The 14,975-nt window shown below is 67.4% G+C and carries 13 protein-coding genes; 7 read left to right on the top strand and 6 right to left on the bottom strand.

Translation table 11 applies throughout. The features are described from left to right. Positions 1 to 173: 173 nt before the first annotated feature. The 7 genes from AC1Z3O_RS16545 to AC1Z3O_RS16515 all read left to right on the top strand — a co-directional run bounded on the left by AC1Z3O_RS16545 (position 174) and on the right by AC1Z3O_RS16515 (position 8,943). The gene (locus AC1Z3O_RS16545) at positions 174 to 2,156 is read left to right on the top strand and encodes an AMP-dependent synthetase/ligase (RefSeq protein ID WP_483516786.1); all 1,983 of its coding nucleotides are present in this window, start codon (positions 174 to 176) and stop codon (positions 2,154 to 2,156) included. A gap of 14 nt (positions 2,157 to 2,170) precedes the next feature. Further along, a complete protein-coding gene (locus tag AC1Z3O_RS16540; protein WP_483516785.1) occupies positions 2,171 to 3,079 on the top strand; it encodes an ABC transporter ATP-binding protein in 909 nt (302 codons plus the stop codon). A 20-nt stretch (positions 3,080 to 3,099) separates the two neighbouring features. Beyond that, the gene (locus tag AC1Z3O_RS16535) at positions 3,100 to 4,029 is read left to right on the top strand and encodes a branched-chain amino acid ABC transporter permease (protein WP_483516784.1); all 930 of its coding nucleotides are present in this window, start codon (positions 3,100 to 3,102) and stop codon (positions 4,027 to 4,029) included. 12 nt (positions 4,030 to 4,041) lie between these two features. Further along, the gene (locus tag AC1Z3O_RS16530; RefSeq protein WP_483516783.1) at positions 4,042 to 5,106 is read left to right on the top strand and encodes a branched-chain amino acid ABC transporter permease; all 1,065 of its coding nucleotides are present in this window, start codon (positions 4,042 to 4,044) and stop codon (positions 5,104 to 5,106) included. A gap of 124 nt (positions 5,107 to 5,230) precedes the next feature. After that, on the top strand, positions 5,231 to 6,568 hold the full coding sequence (locus AC1Z3O_RS16525; protein WP_483516782.1) for an ABC transporter substrate-binding protein: 1,338 nt from the start codon (positions 5,231 to 5,233) through the stop codon (positions 6,566 to 6,568). A 57-nt stretch (positions 6,569 to 6,625) separates the two neighbouring features. Continuing rightward, positions 6,626 to 7,492: an ABC transporter ATP-binding protein gene (locus AC1Z3O_RS16520; RefSeq protein WP_483516781.1), complete on the top strand. Its 867-nt coding sequence runs from the start codon at positions 6,626 to 6,628 to the stop codon at positions 7,490 to 7,492. Between the two features lie 200 nt (positions 7,493 to 7,692). Continuing rightward, positions 7,693 to 8,943: a phenylacetate--CoA ligase family protein gene (locus tag AC1Z3O_RS16515; protein WP_483516780.1), complete on the top strand. Its 1,251-nt coding sequence runs from the start codon at positions 7,693 to 7,695 to the stop codon at positions 8,941 to 8,943. A 92-nt stretch (positions 8,944 to 9,035) separates the two neighbouring features. On the opposite strand, the gene AC1Z3O_RS16510 is transcribed toward AC1Z3O_RS16515, so the two are convergent. The 6 genes from AC1Z3O_RS16510 to AC1Z3O_RS16485 all read right to left on the bottom strand — a co-directional run bounded on the left by AC1Z3O_RS16510 (position 9,036) and on the right by AC1Z3O_RS16485 (position 14,907). Next, positions 9,036 to 10,013 carry an NAD(P)H-dependent flavin oxidoreductase gene (locus tag AC1Z3O_RS16510; RefSeq protein ID WP_483516779.1) on the bottom strand — a complete coding sequence of 326 codons (978 nt, stop codon included), beginning with the start codon at positions 10,011 to 10,013 and terminating at the stop codon, positions 9,036 to 9,038. A gap of 880 nt (positions 10,014 to 10,893) precedes the next feature. Beyond that, positions 10,894 to 12,087, bottom strand: coding sequence for a class I SAM-dependent rRNA methyltransferase (locus AC1Z3O_RS16505; RefSeq protein ID WP_483516778.1), 1,194 nt, complete (start codon positions 12,085 to 12,087; stop codon positions 10,894 to 10,896). A gap of 196 nt (positions 12,088 to 12,283) precedes the next feature. Beyond that, positions 12,284 to 12,589, bottom strand: coding sequence for an HP0495 family protein (locus AC1Z3O_RS16500; protein WP_483516777.1), 306 nt, complete (start codon positions 12,587 to 12,589; stop codon positions 12,284 to 12,286). A gap of 15 nt (positions 12,590 to 12,604) precedes the next feature. Beyond that, positions 12,605 to 13,804, bottom strand: a complete 1,200-nt coding sequence (locus AC1Z3O_RS16495) for a D-alanyl-D-alanine carboxypeptidase family protein (protein ID WP_483516776.1) — start codon at positions 13,802 to 13,804, stop codon at positions 12,605 to 12,607. Between the two features lie 51 nt (positions 13,805 to 13,855). Then, positions 13,856 to 14,500, bottom strand: a complete 645-nt coding sequence (locus AC1Z3O_RS16490) for an alpha/beta hydrolase (RefSeq protein ID WP_483516775.1) — start codon at positions 14,498 to 14,500, stop codon at positions 13,856 to 13,858. Between the two features lie 86 nt (positions 14,501 to 14,586). Further along, the gene (locus AC1Z3O_RS16485) at positions 14,587 to 14,907 is read right to left on the bottom strand and encodes a (2Fe-2S) ferredoxin domain-containing protein (RefSeq protein ID WP_483516774.1); all 321 of its coding nucleotides are present in this window, start codon (positions 14,905 to 14,907) and stop codon (positions 14,587 to 14,589) included. Positions 14,908 to 14,975 lie beyond the last annotated feature (68 nt).

Raw genomic sequence — 14,975 nt, 5'->3', positions numbered from 1 at the left:
CTTACGGCCACAACGAAAGTGTGCCTGCCGGCAGGCGGGCAAACACAGACACTCGAGGCGTTTGGTGCGCTGCGGAAGACGGGCTGCGATGCAGGACCGCCCAGTATAACGAACGACCGGAAGCGCGCATGACACCGCCGTGACATCTCATGGTGGAGGGACAGGAGACAGCGATGCAGGAATCGTCGGCAACGACCTTTCCGCGCTTGCTGCTGGCGCACGCCCAGCAGCGGCCGGTTCATCCGGCTTACCGCGAAAAGGATCTCGGCATCTGGCAAACCTATAGTTGGCAGCAGGCCGCGCAGCAGGTGCGCGCGCTGGCCTGCGGGCTGGCCGCGCTCGGCTTCGCGCGCGGCATGAATCTGGCCGTGGTGGGCGACAACCGCCCGCGCCTGTACTGGGCCATGGCCGCGGCGCAGGCATTGGGCGGCGTGCCGGTGCCGCTGTACCAGGATGCGATCGCCGGCGAGATGGTCTACGTGCTGGAAGACGCGGACATCGCCTTCGCCGTGGTCGAGGACCAGGAGCAGGTCGACAAGCTGCTCGAGGTCGAGGCCCAGCTCGCGCAGAAGGGCCGTGCGGTGCGCCACCTGATCTACGAAGACGCGCGCGGCCTGCGCGACTACGATCATCCCTCGCTGATGTCGTATGACCGCCTGCTCGAGATCGGGCGGGACTACGACCGCGCCCATCCCGGCTTCTTCGAGGCGGCGGTGCAGGCGGGCAATCCCGACGACACCGCCATCATCCTCTACACCTCGGGCACCACCGGCAAGCCCAAGGGCGTCTGCCATTCGCATCGCGGCCTGATCGGCGCCGCGCGCTTCGGCAGCGCCTTCGACGGACTGAGCGCCGGCGACGACGTGCTGTCCTACCTGCCGATGGCCTGGGTCGGCGACAACCTGTTCTCCTACGCGCAGGCGCTGGTGACGGGCTTCACCGTCAACTGCCCGGAATCGCGCGATACCGTCACCACCGACCTGCGCGAGATCGGCCCCACCTATTACTTCGCGCCGCCGCGTGTCTACGAAGGCGTGCTGACCCAGGTGATGATCCGCATGGAGGATGCGGGCTGGGCAAAGCGCAAGCTCTTCCACTGGGCGATGGCGGTGGCGCGCCGCTGCGGCGCCGACCTCCTCGACGGCCGGCCGGTGCCGCTGGCGGAGCGCGCGCGCTACGCGCTGGGCGAGTTGCTGGTCTACGGGCCCTTGCGCAACGTGCTGGGCATGAGCCGCGTGCGCGTGGCCTACACCGCGGGCGAGGCGATCGGTCCCGACCTGTTCCGCTTCTATCGTTCGATCGGCGTCAACCTGAAGCAGTTCTACGGACAGACCGAGACCTGCGCCTATGTCTGCCTGCAGCCTGACGGCAAGGTCAAGTTCGACTCGGTGGGGCCGGCCGCGCCGGGCATGGAGATCCGCCTCGCCGACAACGGCGAGGTGCTGGTGCGCGGCGTGGGCCTGCTCAAGGAATACTACAAGCGGCCGGACGCCACGCGCGAGGCGCTCAATGACGAGGGCTACTTCCTGACCGGCGACGCCGGCGTGATCGACGCCGACGGCCACCTGAAGATCATCGACCGCGCCAAGGATGTCGGCAAGCTGGCCGACGGTGCGATGTTCGCGCCCAAGTACATCGAGAACAAGCTCAAGTTCTTCCCCTACATCAAGGAGGCGGTGGCCTTCGGCAGCGGGCGCGACAGCGTCTGCGTCTTCGTCAACATCGACTTCGAGGCGGTCGGCAACTGGGCCGAGCGCCGCCACCTGCCGTACGCGGGCTACGTCGACCTGGCCGGCCAGCCGAAGGTGATCGAGATGATCGCCGAGTGCGTGGCGCAGGTGAACGCCGACCTGGCCGCCGACCCGATGCTGGCCGGTGCGCAGGTGGCGCGTTTCCTGATCCTGCACAAGGAGCTGGACCCGGATGACGATGAGCTGACGCGCACGCGCAAGGTGCGGCGCGGCTTTATCGCAGACAAGTACGCGCCGCTGATCGATGCGCTCTATGCCGGCAAGCAGGAGCAGTTCATCGAGACGCGGGTGAAGTTCGAGGACGGGCGCGAGGGCAGCGTCTCGGCCTCGCTGAAACTGGTTGACGCACAGTGCTATCCGGCAGGAAGCGCGGCCGGCCAGGTGCCTGCGGTGCGTGCGGCATGAGCGGGGACGGGAGGATGAATCAGATGGCATGGCAAGGCGTGACCCGGCAGCCGGATGGCCAGCCGGAATGGAGCGGTGCGCAGCCAGCGGACGCCGGCGCGATGGCCGGCACGATGGTCGGTGAGGTGGCCGGCCCGGTGCGCGGGCGCGACAGCGGCAAGGTGATGCTCGATCTGCAGCGCATCTCGCTGTCCTTCGGCGGCGTCAAGGCGCTGACCGACATCTCCTTCGATGTGCGCGAGCATGAGATCCGCGCCATCATCGGGCCGAACGGCGCGGGCAAGAGTTCGATGCTCAATGTGATCAACGGCGTCTACCACCCGCAGGAAGGCCGCATCGTGTTCCGCGGCGAGGAGCGCCGCCGCATGCATCCTGCCGAGGCGGCGCGCCAGGGCATCGCGCGCACCTTCCAGAACATCGCGTTGTTCAAGGGCATGACCGTGCTCGACAACATCATGACCGGGCGCAACACCAAGGTGCGCAGCGGCCTGTTCGCCAACGCGCTGTGGTGGGGGCCGGCGCGCAATGAGGAAATGGAGCACCGGCTCAAGGTGGAGGAGGTGATCGACTTCCTCGAGATCCAGGCCATCCGCAAGACGCCGGTGGGGCGGCTGCCCTATGGCCTGCAGAAGCGCGTGGAACTGGCGCGCGCGCTGGCCGCGGAGCCTTCGCTGCTGCTGCTGGATGAGCCGATGGCGGGCATGAACGTCGAGGAGAAGCAGGACATGTGCCGCTTCATCCTGGAGGTCAACCGAGAGTACGGCACCACCATCGTGCTGATCGAGCACGACATGGGGGTGGTGATGGATATCTCCGACCGCGTGGTCGTGCTCGACTACGGCAAGAAGATCGGCGACGGCACGCCGGATGATGTGCGCAGCAACGAGGAGGTCATCCGCGCCTACCTCGGCGTCTCGCACTGAAGGCACAAGGGTGAACGGGCATGGGATTCTTTCTTGAAACACTGTTCGGCGGCCTGATGAGCGGCATGATGTACGCCCTGGTCGGCCTGGGCTTCGTGCTGATCTTCAAGGCATCGGGCGTCTTCAATTTCGCGCAGGGCGCGATGGTGCTGGTGGCCGCGCTGTCGATGGCGCGCTTCTCCGAGTGGATTCCGCGCTGGCTCGGCTTCGAGAGCCTGCTGCTGGCCAATCTGCTGGCCTTCGCCGTCAGCGCGCTGCTGATGTTCCTGCTGGCGGTGGCGATCGAGCGCTGCGTGCTGCGCCACCTGGTCAACCAGGAGGGCACCACGCTGCTGATGGCGACGCTTGGCATCAGCTACTTCCTCGATGGCCTGGGCCAGATCGCGTTCGGCAGCTCGGTGTACTCGATCAACGTCGGCATGCCCAAGGACCCGGCCATGGTGCTGGAGTCGCTGTTCGAAGGCGGCCTGCTGATCAACCTGGAGGACCTGACCGCAGCCGTCGTGGCCGCGCTGCTGGTGGCGGCGCTGGCGCTGTTCTTCCAGTACACCGCCACCGGCCGCGCGCTGCGCGCGGTGGCGGACGACCACCAGGCCGCCCAGTCGATCGGCATCCCGCTCAACCGCATCTGGGTCATCGTCTGGTGCGTGGCCGGGCTGGTCGCGCTGGTGGCCGGCATCGTCTGGGGCTCCAAGTTCGGCGTGCAGTTCACCCTGTCCACCGCCGCGCTGCGCGCGCTGCCGGTGGTGATCCTGGGCGGCCTCACTTCGGTGCCGGGCGCCATCCTGGGCGGCCTGATCATCGGCGTGGGCGAGAAGCTGTCCGAGGTGTACCTCGGTGCGCTGGTGGGCGGCGGCATCGAGATCTGGTTCGCCTATGTGCTGGCCCTGACGTTCCTGCTGTTCCGGCCGCAGGGGTTGTTCGGCGAGAAGATCATCGACCGCGTGTGAGGAAGACAAGCCATGCTTTATCGTGAAAACGGCCAGTTCAAGATCAGCTATGCGGCCGACCAGCAGATCCTGCCGATCCGCCAGGACCGCATCATCATCGGCCTGCTGCTGGCGCTCGCCTTCGTCGCGGTGCCGGTGCTGTGCAGCGACTACCTGCTGCGCGCCATCCTGATCCCCTTCCTGATCCTGTCGCTCGCCGCGCTCGGGCTGAACATCCTGGTGGGCTACTGCGGCCAGATCTCGATGGGCACCGGCGCCTTCATGGCGGTGGGCGCCTACGCGGCGTGGAACTTCGGCGTGCGCTTCCCCGGCATGCCGCTGCTCGCGCAGATCCTGCTCGGGGGTGTGTTCGCCACGCTGGTGGGGGTGGTGTTCGGCATCCCCAGCCTGCGCATCCGCGGCCTCTACCTGGCGGTGGCCACGCTGGCCGCGCAGTTCTTCGTCGACTGGGCCTTCCTGCGCATCCCCTTCTTCACCAACTATTCCTCGTCGGGCAACGTGTCGGTGCCGCCGCTGTCGTTCTTCGGCATGCCGGTGCAGTCGGCCGAGCAGAAGTACCTGTTCGTGCTGGCGGTGGTGGTGGTGTTCAGCCTGATCGCCAAGAACCTCGTACGTGGTCCGATCGGCCGCCAGTGGATGGCCATCCGTGACATGGACGTGGCGGCCGCCGTGATCGGCATCCGACCCATGTACGCCAAGCTCACCGCCTTTGCCGTCAGCTCCTTCATCGTCGGCGTGGCCGGCGCGCTGTGGGGCTACATCCATCTCGGCTCATGGGAGCCGCTCGCCTTCGACCTGAACCGCTCCTTCCAGCTGCTGTTCATGGTGATCATCGGCGGGCTGGGCTCCATCCTGGGCAGCTTCCTCGGCGCCGCCTTCATTGTGCTGGTGCCGGTGGTGCTGACCAATGTGCCGCACCTGCTCGGGCTGTCGCTGTCGGTGGATACCGCCGCGCACGTCGAGCACATGGTGTTCGGTGCGCTGATCGTCTTCTTCCTGATCGTCGAGCCGCACGGACTGGCGCGGCTGTGGAGCATCGGTAAGGAGAAGCTGCGCATCTGGCCGTTCCCGTACTGAGCGCATTCGAAGAACCGCGGGCGGCTCGCCGCCCGGCTACGCACGCCCGGCCGCACGCCGGGCCATTCACCCGGCTTGAAGACCGGGCCAACCCGGTGCCCCGCGGGCGCCGCGCAGGAGGCAAATGGAGATGAAGCGTCTTAACCTGAAGTTGGCGGCCGCGATGGTGGCCCTCGGCGGCGCGCTGGGTGCAGCCGTCGCGCCGGCAGTGGCGGCGGAAGAACAGTTCGTTCCGCTGCTGGTGTACCGCACCGGCTCGTTCGCGCCGCTGGGCATTCCCTGGGCCGACGGCAAGCTGGATTACCTCAGGCTCGTCAACGAGCGCGACGGCGGCATCAACGGCGTCAAGATCGCCTACGAAGAGTGCGAGACCGCGTATGCCACGGACCGCGGCGTGGAGTGCTACGAGCGGCTGAAGTCCAAGGGCGTGGGCGCCTCGGGCTTCGACACGCAGTCCACCGGCATCACCTTCGCGGTCAGCGACAAGGCGATGGTGGACAAGGTGCCGGTGGAAACGATGGGCTACGGCCTGTCGCAGTCGGTGGACGGCAGTGTGTTCGAGTGGAACTTCCCGCTGCTGGGCACCTACTGGACCGCCGCCGACGTGATGATCCAGGACATCGCCAAGAAGGAAGGCGGGCTCGCCAAGCTCAAGGGCAAGAAGATCGCGCTGGTCTACCATGACTCGCCCTATGGCAAGGAGCCGATCCCGCTGCTGCAGAAGCGCGCGGCCAAGGAAGGCTTCGAGCTGCTGCTCTATCCGGTGACCGCGCCCGGCGTGGAGCAGAAGTCCACCTGGCTGCAGATCCGCCAGGCGCGCCCGTCCTACGTGCTGCTGTGGAGCGCCGGCATCATGACGCCCACCGCCATCCGCGAGGCGCAGGCCAGCGGCTACCCGCGCGACAAGATGTACGCGATCTGGTGGGCGGGCTCGGAGGGCGACGTCAAGGACCTGGGGGATGTGGCCAAGGGGTACAACGCCATCACCGTGCACAACAGCGGCGCCGAGCACGACAAGGTCTACGACGAGCTGAAGAAGTACGTCTACGACAAGGGCCAGGGCAGCGACAAGTCGGGCGGCGCGCTGGGCACCATCGCGCATACGCGCGGCATGATGATCTCGATGCTGCAGGTGGAGGCCATCCGCACCGCGCAGGAGAAGTTCGGCAAGGGCAAGGCGATGACGCCCGAGCAGGTGCGCTGGGGCTTCGAGAACCTGAACCTGACCCAGGCGCGCCTGGACCAGCTCGGCTTCGGCAAGATCATGCGGCCGGTCAAGACTTCCTGCGCCAACCACAAGGGCGACGACTGGGCGCGCATCGTGCAGTGGGACGGCGCCAAGTTCAAGGTGGCCTCCGACTGGTACCAGGCAGACAAGTCGCTGCTGGATCCGATGGTCAAGGAAGCCGCCGCGAAGTACGCCAAGGAGAAGAACGTCAAGGTCCGCAGCTGCGGCGCCTGATGTGAAACGGCCGCCGGCTCCCTCGCGGAGCCGGCTTTTCCTGCCGCAGGACATGCCATGACCATTGCTTCCTATACCCAGGACACCACACAGGCCGCCGGCGCGGGCGCACCGCTGCTCGACGTCAACGGCATCGAGGTGATCTACAACCACGTGATCCTGGTGCTCAAGGGCGTTTCGCTGCAGGTGCCCGAGGGCAGCATCGTCGCGCTGCTGGGCGCCAACGGCGCCGGCAAGACCACCACGCTGCGCGCCATCTCCAGCCTGCTGCGTGCCGAGCGCGGCGACGTCACCAAGGGCCATATCTGCTATCGCGGCGAGCGCATCGAGCGGCTGGCGGCGGCCGAGCTGGTGCAGCGCGGCGTAGTCCAGGTGATGGAGGGGCGGCACTGCTTCTCGCACCTGAGCATCGAAGAGAACCTGCTGACCGGCGCCTACACGCGCGGCCTGTCGCGCAGCCAGACGCGCGAGGAACTGGAGAAGGTCTATGCCTACTTCCCGCGGCTGAAGACGCGCCGGCGCTCGCAGGCGGGCTACACCTCCGGCGGCGAGCAGCAGATGTGCGCGATCGGGCGGGCCATGATGGCCAAGCCCGGCATGATCCTGCTCGACGAGCCGTCGATGGGGCTGGCCCCGCAGATCGTCGAAGAGATCTTCGAGATCGTGCGCGACCTGAACCTGCGCGAGCGCGTCAGCTTCCTGCTGGCCGAGCAGAACACCATGGTGGCGCTGCGCCATGCCGACTACGGCTACATCCTCGAGAACGGCCGCGTGGTGATGGACGGCACGGCCGACGCGCTGCGCGACAACGAGGACGTCAAGGAGTTCTACCTCGGCATGGCCGGCGGCGACGCGGAGGAAGGAGCGCGGCAGTCGTTCCGGGACGTGAAGAGTTACCGCCGCCGCAAACGCTGGCTCGCCTGAGAAGGGGCGATAGGCCTACTGCGCGGGCCGTGGCGAGCCCTGCGATGCTCGCCGTACCGATGTACGGCTGCGCTTCTCGGGCCCGCCACGACCCGCTCGCTACGGCCTCTCGCCCCTTCTCGGAGCCGTCATCGGATTCCATCATTGCGCCCCGTCTGCCGCAGGCGGGCCGGGCCTTCTATTGCTTCGACTTACTGCACATGCCAGAACATTTCGATTCGCTGGAAACGCGCGATCCCGAGCTGCGCGAGCAGGCTTTGCTCGCTGCCTTGTCGCGCCAGGTGGCGCATGCCCAGGCGCATGCGCCTTACTTTGCCGAGGCGCTGCAAGGGGTGGACGCGCGGGCCGTGGTTTCGCGCGAGGCGCTGGCGGCGCTGCCGGTGACGCGCAAGTCCGATCTGACTGCGCGCCAGGCCGCGCTGGCACCGCTGGGCGGCCTCAACGCGACGCCGCTGGGCGGCTTGCGCCATGTGTTCCGCTCCCCGGGGCCCATCCATGAGCCGGCTGGGCATGGGGAAGACTGGTGGCGCGTGGGGCGGGCGATGTTCGCGGCGGGCTTTCGTGCGGGGGATCTGGTCTACAACACCTTCTCCTACCATTTCACCCCGGCGGGCATGATGATGGAGTCGGGCGCGCACCGGCTCGGCTGCTGTGTCTTTCCGGCCGGCGTGGGCCAGACGGAATCGCAGGTCGAGGCGTTGGCAGACCTGCGGCCGCAGGCTTATGCGGGGACGCCGTCTTTCCTGAAGATCCTGCTGGAGCGTGCAGACGAGCTGGGCCGTCCCTGCGCGAGCCTGACCAAGGCACTGGTGTCGGGCGAGGCGCTGCCGCCGTCGCTGCGCGGCTGGTTCGCCGCGCGCGGCGTCCAGGTGCGGCAGATGTACGGCACCGCCGACGTCGGCCTGATCGCCTATGAGAGCGAGGACGCCGACGGCTGGGTGGTGGATGAGGGTGTGCTGGTCGAGATCGTCGAGCCGGGTGGCACGCGGCCGATGCCCGAGGGTGAGACCGGCGAGGTGGTGGTGACGGTGCTGGGCAACGGCGACTATCCGCTGCTGCGTTTCGGCACCGGCGACCTGTCGGCGGTGGTGCGCGGGTCGGGCCGCCAGGCGAGCCCCTGCGGGCGCACCAATATCCGCCTCAAGGGCTGGCTGGGGCGGGCCGACCAGGCTGCCAAGGTCAAGGGCATGTTCGTGCATCCCGGCCAAGTGGCGGAGATCATGCGGCGCCATCCGGAATTGCGCGCCGCGCGCCTGGTGGTGACGGGGAGCACAGGCGAAGATGCGATGACCCTGCATTGCGATGCCGAGGCGCAGGACGCAGCGCTGGCCGAAGCCGTGGCCGTCTCGCTGCGCGACATCACGCGCCTGCGCGGCGAGGTGCGCTTCGTGGCGGCGCAGAGCCTGCCGCAGGATGGACGCCTGATCGAGGACGCGCGCAGCTACGATTGATCGGGGCCGGCGCCGCTGTGAGGCCGTGAGGCCGTGTCGGCAGCCGCCGCACCTGCCTGCTGACGGCGGCGGCGCGGCGCCTCGAACGTGGCTCAGCGTACGATGCCCAGGCGAGCCTTGGCAGAGTCGTACTCGGCCTTCATGCGCGCCACGATCTCACCCGCGCTGGGGATGTCGCCGATCTGGCCCACGCCCTGGCCGGCGCCCCAGATGTCCTTCCAGGCCTTGGCCTTCGACGTGCCGCTGGAAAAGTCCATCTTGGACTTGTCGGCCTCCGGCAGGTTCTGCGGGTCCAGCCCCGCGTTCTCGATGCTCTCGCGGATGTAGTTGCCGTGCACGCCGGTGAACAGGTTGGTGTAGATGATGTCGGCGGCGGCGGACTCGGTGATCGAGCGCTTGTACTGCTCGCTCGCGTGCGCCTCCTGCGAGGCGATGAAGCGCGTGCCCACGTAGGCGAAATCGGCACCCATGGCCTGCGCGGCCAGCACAGCGTCGCCGGTGGCGATGGAGCCGGACAGCGCGATCACGCCGTCGAAGATCCGGCGCACCTCACCCACCAGCGCGAACGGCGACAGCGTGCCGGCATGTCCGCCGGCGCCCGCCGCCACCAGGATCAGGCCGTCCACGCCCGCCTCGATCGCCTTCTCGGCATGGCGCAGGCTGATGACGTCGTGCAGCACGATGCCGCCGTAGCTATGCACCGCATCGATCATCTCCTTGACCGGCGCACGCAGCGAGGTGATGAAGATCGGCACCTTGTGCTCCACGCAGACGCGCACATCCTGCTCCAGGCGCGCGTTGGACGCGTGCACGATCTGGTTGACCGCGATCGGGCCAACCGTGGCGCCGGGGTTGGCCGCGCGGAAGTCCGCCAGGTCCTGCTGCATCTGCGTCAGCCATTCGTCGAGCAGCTCGGCAGGGCGCGCGTTCAATGCAGGGAAGGAGCCGACGATGCCGGCCTTGCATTGCGCCAGCACCAGCTCGGGGTAGCTGACGATGAACATCGGCGAGGCGATGACGGGCAGGGCCAGATTCTGCAGGGCCGGGGGCAGTTGCTTGGCGGCGGGCATGGGTGTCTCCTGGACCATGGGAGGGATGCGTGGTGTCCCTCTATCTATTTGAACGATCGTTCGATTATAGGGAGTTTTTGGTGGGGGGAGGGTGGGGGCATGGGATCGGCGTTGGCGCATTTTGTCGGCTTCGGCTGGTGCTCTGCGTCTCGCGCCGCGCCGGTTTTCTCCCCTCTCCCGCTTGCGGGAGAGGGGCCGGGGGAGAGGGCAGGCGCTGGCATGTGCTGATGCGCTTGCACATCGCTGTCGTTGGATTGCTCGTGGTGTCGCGTTTTTTGGGGCGGCGTTGGCGGTTGCACCCAACGACCGTACGACATCCCCCTTCGGGGGCTGCCGGTCACTTTTCTTTGCGTTCTGCAAAGAAAACTAACGAAAAGAAAGCAGACCCTGCCGGGGGCAGAGCAATAAGGCTCGCTTGGGTTATTGCCAGCTGTGGTGGGCGTGTCGGCTCTGCTGGATCCTGCCGGTCGCGTTGCTACTGGCTACGTCCTTGCAGCCGTCCTGACTTGTATTGCTTTGCCCGTGATGGCGGGCGGCAATGGTAGTTCGACCATCTGCCGTTACCGGGGCAGATGGCCGCTATCTACCTAGCGGCGCTGGTTTCATTGCAGGGAAGTGGCCCCGGCTTGAAGCGTGGGCGCTACTGCAAACGCCTCGCGAGTGAAACGCAAAGTGGTCGACCTGGAGTGTCACTCTTGCAATCACCTCGTGGGTGAAACAGAACAAAAAAAATGCCCCGCGACACCGCGGGGCAATGACCACGAAGACTGATAGGAAGAGAAGGAGGACACCTGCCAATGCCGCTCTCTCTGGAACGTACTGTAGCGCCGCAATATGACACCGCCGCGACAGCGGCAGCCTTCCCCTCCCACGCCGGTTCCTACACCTTCTCCAGCAGCAGCCCCTTCAGATACTCGCCTTCGGGGAAGGCAGCCAGCATCGGGTGATCGGTGCCAGCGGACAGGCGGCGCAGGATGCGTGCATCGGCGCGCGCGTCGGTGGCGGCGCCGGCCACGATCTTCTGGAACAGCTCCATGCTGATCGCACCCGAGCAGGAGTAGGTGAACAGCAGGCCGCCCGGACGCAGCAACTGCATGCCGACCAGGTTGATCTCCTTGTAGGCGCGCGCGGCGCGGTCGATGTGCTGGGACGAGGGCGCGAACTTGGGCGGATCAAGCACGATCAGGTCGAACTGCCGGCCCTCGGTGCGGAACTGGCGCAGCGACTTGAAGACGTCCGCGTCCATCCAGGTGGCGCGCTCCGGGTCGAAGCCGTTGAGGGCCACATTGCCCTCGGCGATCTTCAGGGCGTCGCCGGAGGAGTCGATCGAGGTGACCGAGGCCGCGCCGCCGCGCAGCGCGGCCAGCGAGAAGCCGCCGGTGTAGCAGAAGCAGTTGAGCACCTCGCGGCCCTGGGCCAGGTCGCCCACCAGGCGGCGGTTGTCGCGCTGGTCGACATAGAAGCCGGTCTTGTGGCCGTTGCGCACATCCACGTAGTAACGCACGCCGTGCTCGGTGACGGAGAGCGCCGGATCGGGCTCGGCACCGGCGAGCACGCCGGTGATCAGCGGCAGGCCTTCTCGTTCGCGCACGGCCGCGTCGGAGCGTTCGTAGACGTTGGGGCAGCCGGTTTCCTTGACCAGCGCCTGCACCAGCGCGGTCTTCCACTGCTCGACGCCGGCGGCGTTGAACTGGCAGACGAGCTGGCCGCGCTCGCCGCTGCCGTAGTAGTCGACGATCAGGCCGGGCAGGCGGTCGGCCTCACCGAAGATCAGCCTGACCGCGTCGGTGTCCTTCACCCACTGCCGGCGGTGCGCCACGGCCGCGGCCACGCGGCGCTTGAACATGGCGTGGTCGACCGGCTCGTTCTCGTCGAAAGTCCACACGCGCGCGCGGATCTGCGACTCGGGGCTGTACGCGCCCTTGGCCAGGAAGCGGCCGTCGGCCGCGCGGATGATGACGGTGGCGCCCGCTTCGCAGCGCCCTTCGGTGGAGGCGATGCCAGTGGCGTAGACCCACGGGTGGCGGCGCAGCAGGGACTTTTCCTTGCCGGGCTTGAGGGTGAGGATGTTCATCGGGAGGGGCGGGGAGGGCCGGCCTCGCGCGGGTGCGGGGCTCGGGCCTGGTTTGCGTGGTTTGCGTTCAGGGCCGGCGGCGCCGGACAGAAAGGCCCTGCCCGCATGGGCGCGGGCAGGGCCGGGAAAGAAGAGGGCGCCGGCCGCCGCCGCAGGAATGCGTGCCGCGGCGCCGGCGTGCTGCCTGCGTGTTGCCTTACAGCACGATCTTCACCATCGGGTGCGAGGTCAGCGCGCGGTACAGGTCGTCGAGCTGCTCGCGGCTGGTTACCCAGACCGTGGCGGTCAGGCCGAGGTAGTTGCCGTTGCGCGACGGGCGCATTTCCATCTTGCCCGAATGGAAATCGGGGTCGAAGTCCTGCACCACAGCCACGATGGTCTCGGCGAAGTCGTCCTGCATCACTCCCATGATCTTGATGGGGAAGTGGCAGGGGTACTCGATCAGCGACTCCTGTTGCGCGGGGCCGCCGGGCTTGCCGCCACCGGATTGGTCGGATGTCATGCCATTACCTCCAGCTTACTTGCGCTTGAACCACAGGCGGATGGTGTCCCACAGACGGCCGAAGAAGCCGGCTTCGGGCACCTCCTCCAGCGCCACCACGGGGAATTCGGCCACCTTGTTGGCGCCGTCCATCAGCTTGACCGTGCCGACCTGCTGGCCCGCGGTGATCGGGGCGACCAGCAGTTCCTGCCGCTCGAGGACCGGCTTCAGGCGGCTGCCCGCGCCCTTGGGCACGGTGACGAAGGTCTCGTTCTGCACGCCGATCTTGATGGTGCTGCTCTTGCCCTTGTAGATGTCGGGGGTGGCCAGCACCTGGCCCTTGTCGTAGAGCCGCAGCGTGTCGAAGAACTGGAAGCCGTAGTTGAGGATCTTCAGGCTTTCCTGCGTGCGGGTCTGGTCGGTGGCGGTGCCGATCACGATCGAGACCAGGCGGCGCGACCCGTCCGGCACATTGGCCAGCGGCCGCTTGGCCGACGAGATCAGGCAGTAGCCGGCCGACTTGGTGTGGCCGGTCTTCAAGCCGTCGACGGTCGGATCGATGTACAGCAGGCGGTTGCGGTTGGGCTGCCTGATCTTGTTATAGGTGAACTCCTTCTGCGAGTACATGGCGTAGTACTCGGGGAATTCCTTGATCAGGCGCGAGGTCAGCGTCGCCAGGTCGGCAGCGGTGGTGTAGTGGTTCGGGTCGGGGATGCCGTCGGTGTTGGCGAAGTGGGTGTTCTTCATCCCCATACGCTGCGCTTCGCGGTTCATCATCGCCACGAAGCCTTCTTCCGAGCCGCCGGTCACCTCGGCCAGCGCCAGCGCGGCGTCGTTGCCCGACTGCACGATCAGGCCGAGCAGCAGGTCGCGCACGCTGACCGGCTTGTTCGGCTCGATGAACATGCGCGACTCATCGCTCTTGACCTTCAGCACCAGGTTGGTCGGCACCACGGTCTGGTCGATGGCCAGGCGCTTTTCCTTCAGTGCCTCGAACACCAGGTAGGCCGTCATCAGCTTGGTCAGCGAAGCCGGCTCGACGCGCGCGTCGGCATTCTGCGAGGCCAGCGCCTGGCCGCTGGTGACGTCGTACAGCATCCATGCCTTGGCGGCCACCTGCGGCACGGGCACGCCCTGGGCGCGCACCGCGACGGGCGCGGCGGCAAGGGCTGCGCCGACCACGAGGGCGGCGGGGGCGATGGCAGACGCGAGAAGCGGCGTGGCTCTATTCAGCATATTTGAGTTTCCGACAAAAGAAGATCGCTCGGGAAGTGGGCCGCGCCGGCGTCACCGCTCCCATGCATTGACGACGAGCTGCTTGATCAGGTGCAGCTTGCGGTGAAAGAAGTGATCGGCGCCGGGGATCACGATGACGGGCAGCTCCTGCGGGCGGGCCCAGTCGAATACGCTGCCCAGCGGCACCGTGTCGTCCTGCTCGCCGTGGATCACGATGGTGTCGGCGGGCACCGGCGCCACTTCCCAGCGGCTGGCTGCCGTGCCCACCATCACCAGGCGCTGCGCCGGCGTGCCGGCCTCGGCCATGCGGCGCGCGACGTGGCTTGCCACATAGCTGCCGAAGGAAAAGCCGCCCAGCGCAAGCGGCAGCGTGGCTGCCTGCGGCGACCAGGCCGTCTGCGTGCGCATCCAGGCGATCACGGCGAGCAGGTCGTCCTGCTCGCCAACGCCGTTGTCATGCGTGCCGGCGCTGCTGCCCACGCCCCGGAAGTTCGGGCGCACGGCGGCGTAGCCGAGCTGCACGAAGCTGCGCGCCAGCGTCTGCGCCACCTTGTTGTCCTTGGTGCCGCCGAACAGCGGGTGCGGGTGGGCCACCAGCGCGAGCCCGCGCGGCGATTCGCCTTGGGGCAGGTCGACGGACAGGTCGATCGTGCCGACGGGGCCGGTGATGGAGAGAACCTGGGTATGCGCGTTCATAGAGGCAGGGACAGGCGTAGCGAGTTGGCGTTGCGTCAAGCGGTGTGGATCGGTTGGCATGGCCGGCGGTGCGCCGCCGCCCGGCTTCAGCGATCGACCATCAAGCGCTCGACCGGCTTGCCGTGCACCAGATGGCTGTCGATGATCTCATCGATGTCCTGCTCGTCGACAAAGGTGTACCAGACGGCCTCGGGGTAGACCACCAGCACCGGCCCGAGTTCACAGCGGTTCAGGCAGCCGGCCTTGTTGATGCGCACGCGGCCTTCGCCGCCGGCGATGCCGAGTTCCTTGCAGCGCTTCTTGGCGTATTCCTGCATGGCCTTGGCATTGTGCGTGGCGCAGCAGGCCTCGCCCGGCGCGCGTTCGTTCAGGCAGAAGAAGACGTGGTGTTTGTAGAAGCTGCTCATGCGTGCTGTGGCATGCGGGGCGCTGCGCCGCCGCGATGCGTGGCCGATGGTTGGTGTGGAAGCTCGGA

This window comes from Cupriavidus sp. 09_S30 (genome assembly GCF_056930435.1).
This window is presented reverse-complemented; position numbering and strand designations above follow the sequence as displayed.

Excerpts from the sequence above, each read along its gene's own strand:
- AC1Z3O_RS16505 (WP_483516778.1), bottom strand. The coding sequence starts at position 12,087 with ATGAACATCCTCACCCTCAAGCCCGGCAAGGAAAAGTCCCTGCTGCGC.
- AC1Z3O_RS16535 (WP_483516784.1), top strand. The coding sequence starts at position 3,100 with ATGGGATTCTTTCTTGAAACACTGTTCGGCGGCCTGATGAGCGGCATG.
- AC1Z3O_RS16495 (WP_483516776.1), bottom strand. The coding sequence starts at position 13,804 with ATGCTGAATAGAGCCACGCCGCTTCTCGCGTCTGCCATCGCCCCCGCC.
- AC1Z3O_RS16485 (WP_483516774.1), bottom strand. The coding sequence starts at position 14,907 with ATGAGCAGCTTCTACAAACACCACGTCTTCTTCTGCCTGAACGAACGC.
- AC1Z3O_RS16530 (WP_483516783.1), top strand. The coding sequence starts at position 4,042 with ATGCTTTATCGTGAAAACGGCCAGTTCAAGATCAGCTATGCGGCCGAC.
- AC1Z3O_RS16490 (WP_483516775.1), bottom strand. The coding sequence starts at position 14,500 with ATGAACGCGCATACCCAGGTTCTCTCCATCACCGGCCCCGTCGGCACG.
- AC1Z3O_RS16525 (WP_483516782.1), top strand. The coding sequence starts at position 5,231 with ATGGAGATGAAGCGTCTTAACCTGAAGTTGGCGGCCGCGATGGTGGCC.
- AC1Z3O_RS16500 (WP_483516777.1), bottom strand. The coding sequence starts at position 12,589 with ATGACATCCGACCAATCCGGTGGCGGCAAGCCCGGCGGCCCCGCGCAA.
- AC1Z3O_RS16520 (WP_483516781.1), top strand. The coding sequence starts at position 6,626 with ATGACCATTGCTTCCTATACCCAGGACACCACACAGGCCGCCGGCGCG.
- AC1Z3O_RS16540 (WP_483516785.1), top strand. The coding sequence starts at position 2,171 with ATGAATCAGATGGCATGGCAAGGCGTGACCCGGCAGCCGGATGGCCAG.
- AC1Z3O_RS16545 (WP_483516786.1), top strand. The coding sequence starts at position 174 with ATGCAGGAATCGTCGGCAACGACCTTTCCGCGCTTGCTGCTGGCGCAC.
- AC1Z3O_RS16515 (WP_483516780.1), top strand. The coding sequence starts at position 7,693 with ATGCCAGAACATTTCGATTCGCTGGAAACGCGCGATCCCGAGCTGCGC.
- AC1Z3O_RS16510 (WP_483516779.1), bottom strand. The coding sequence starts at position 10,013 with ATGCCCGCCGCCAAGCAACTGCCCCCGGCCCTGCAGAATCTGGCCCTG.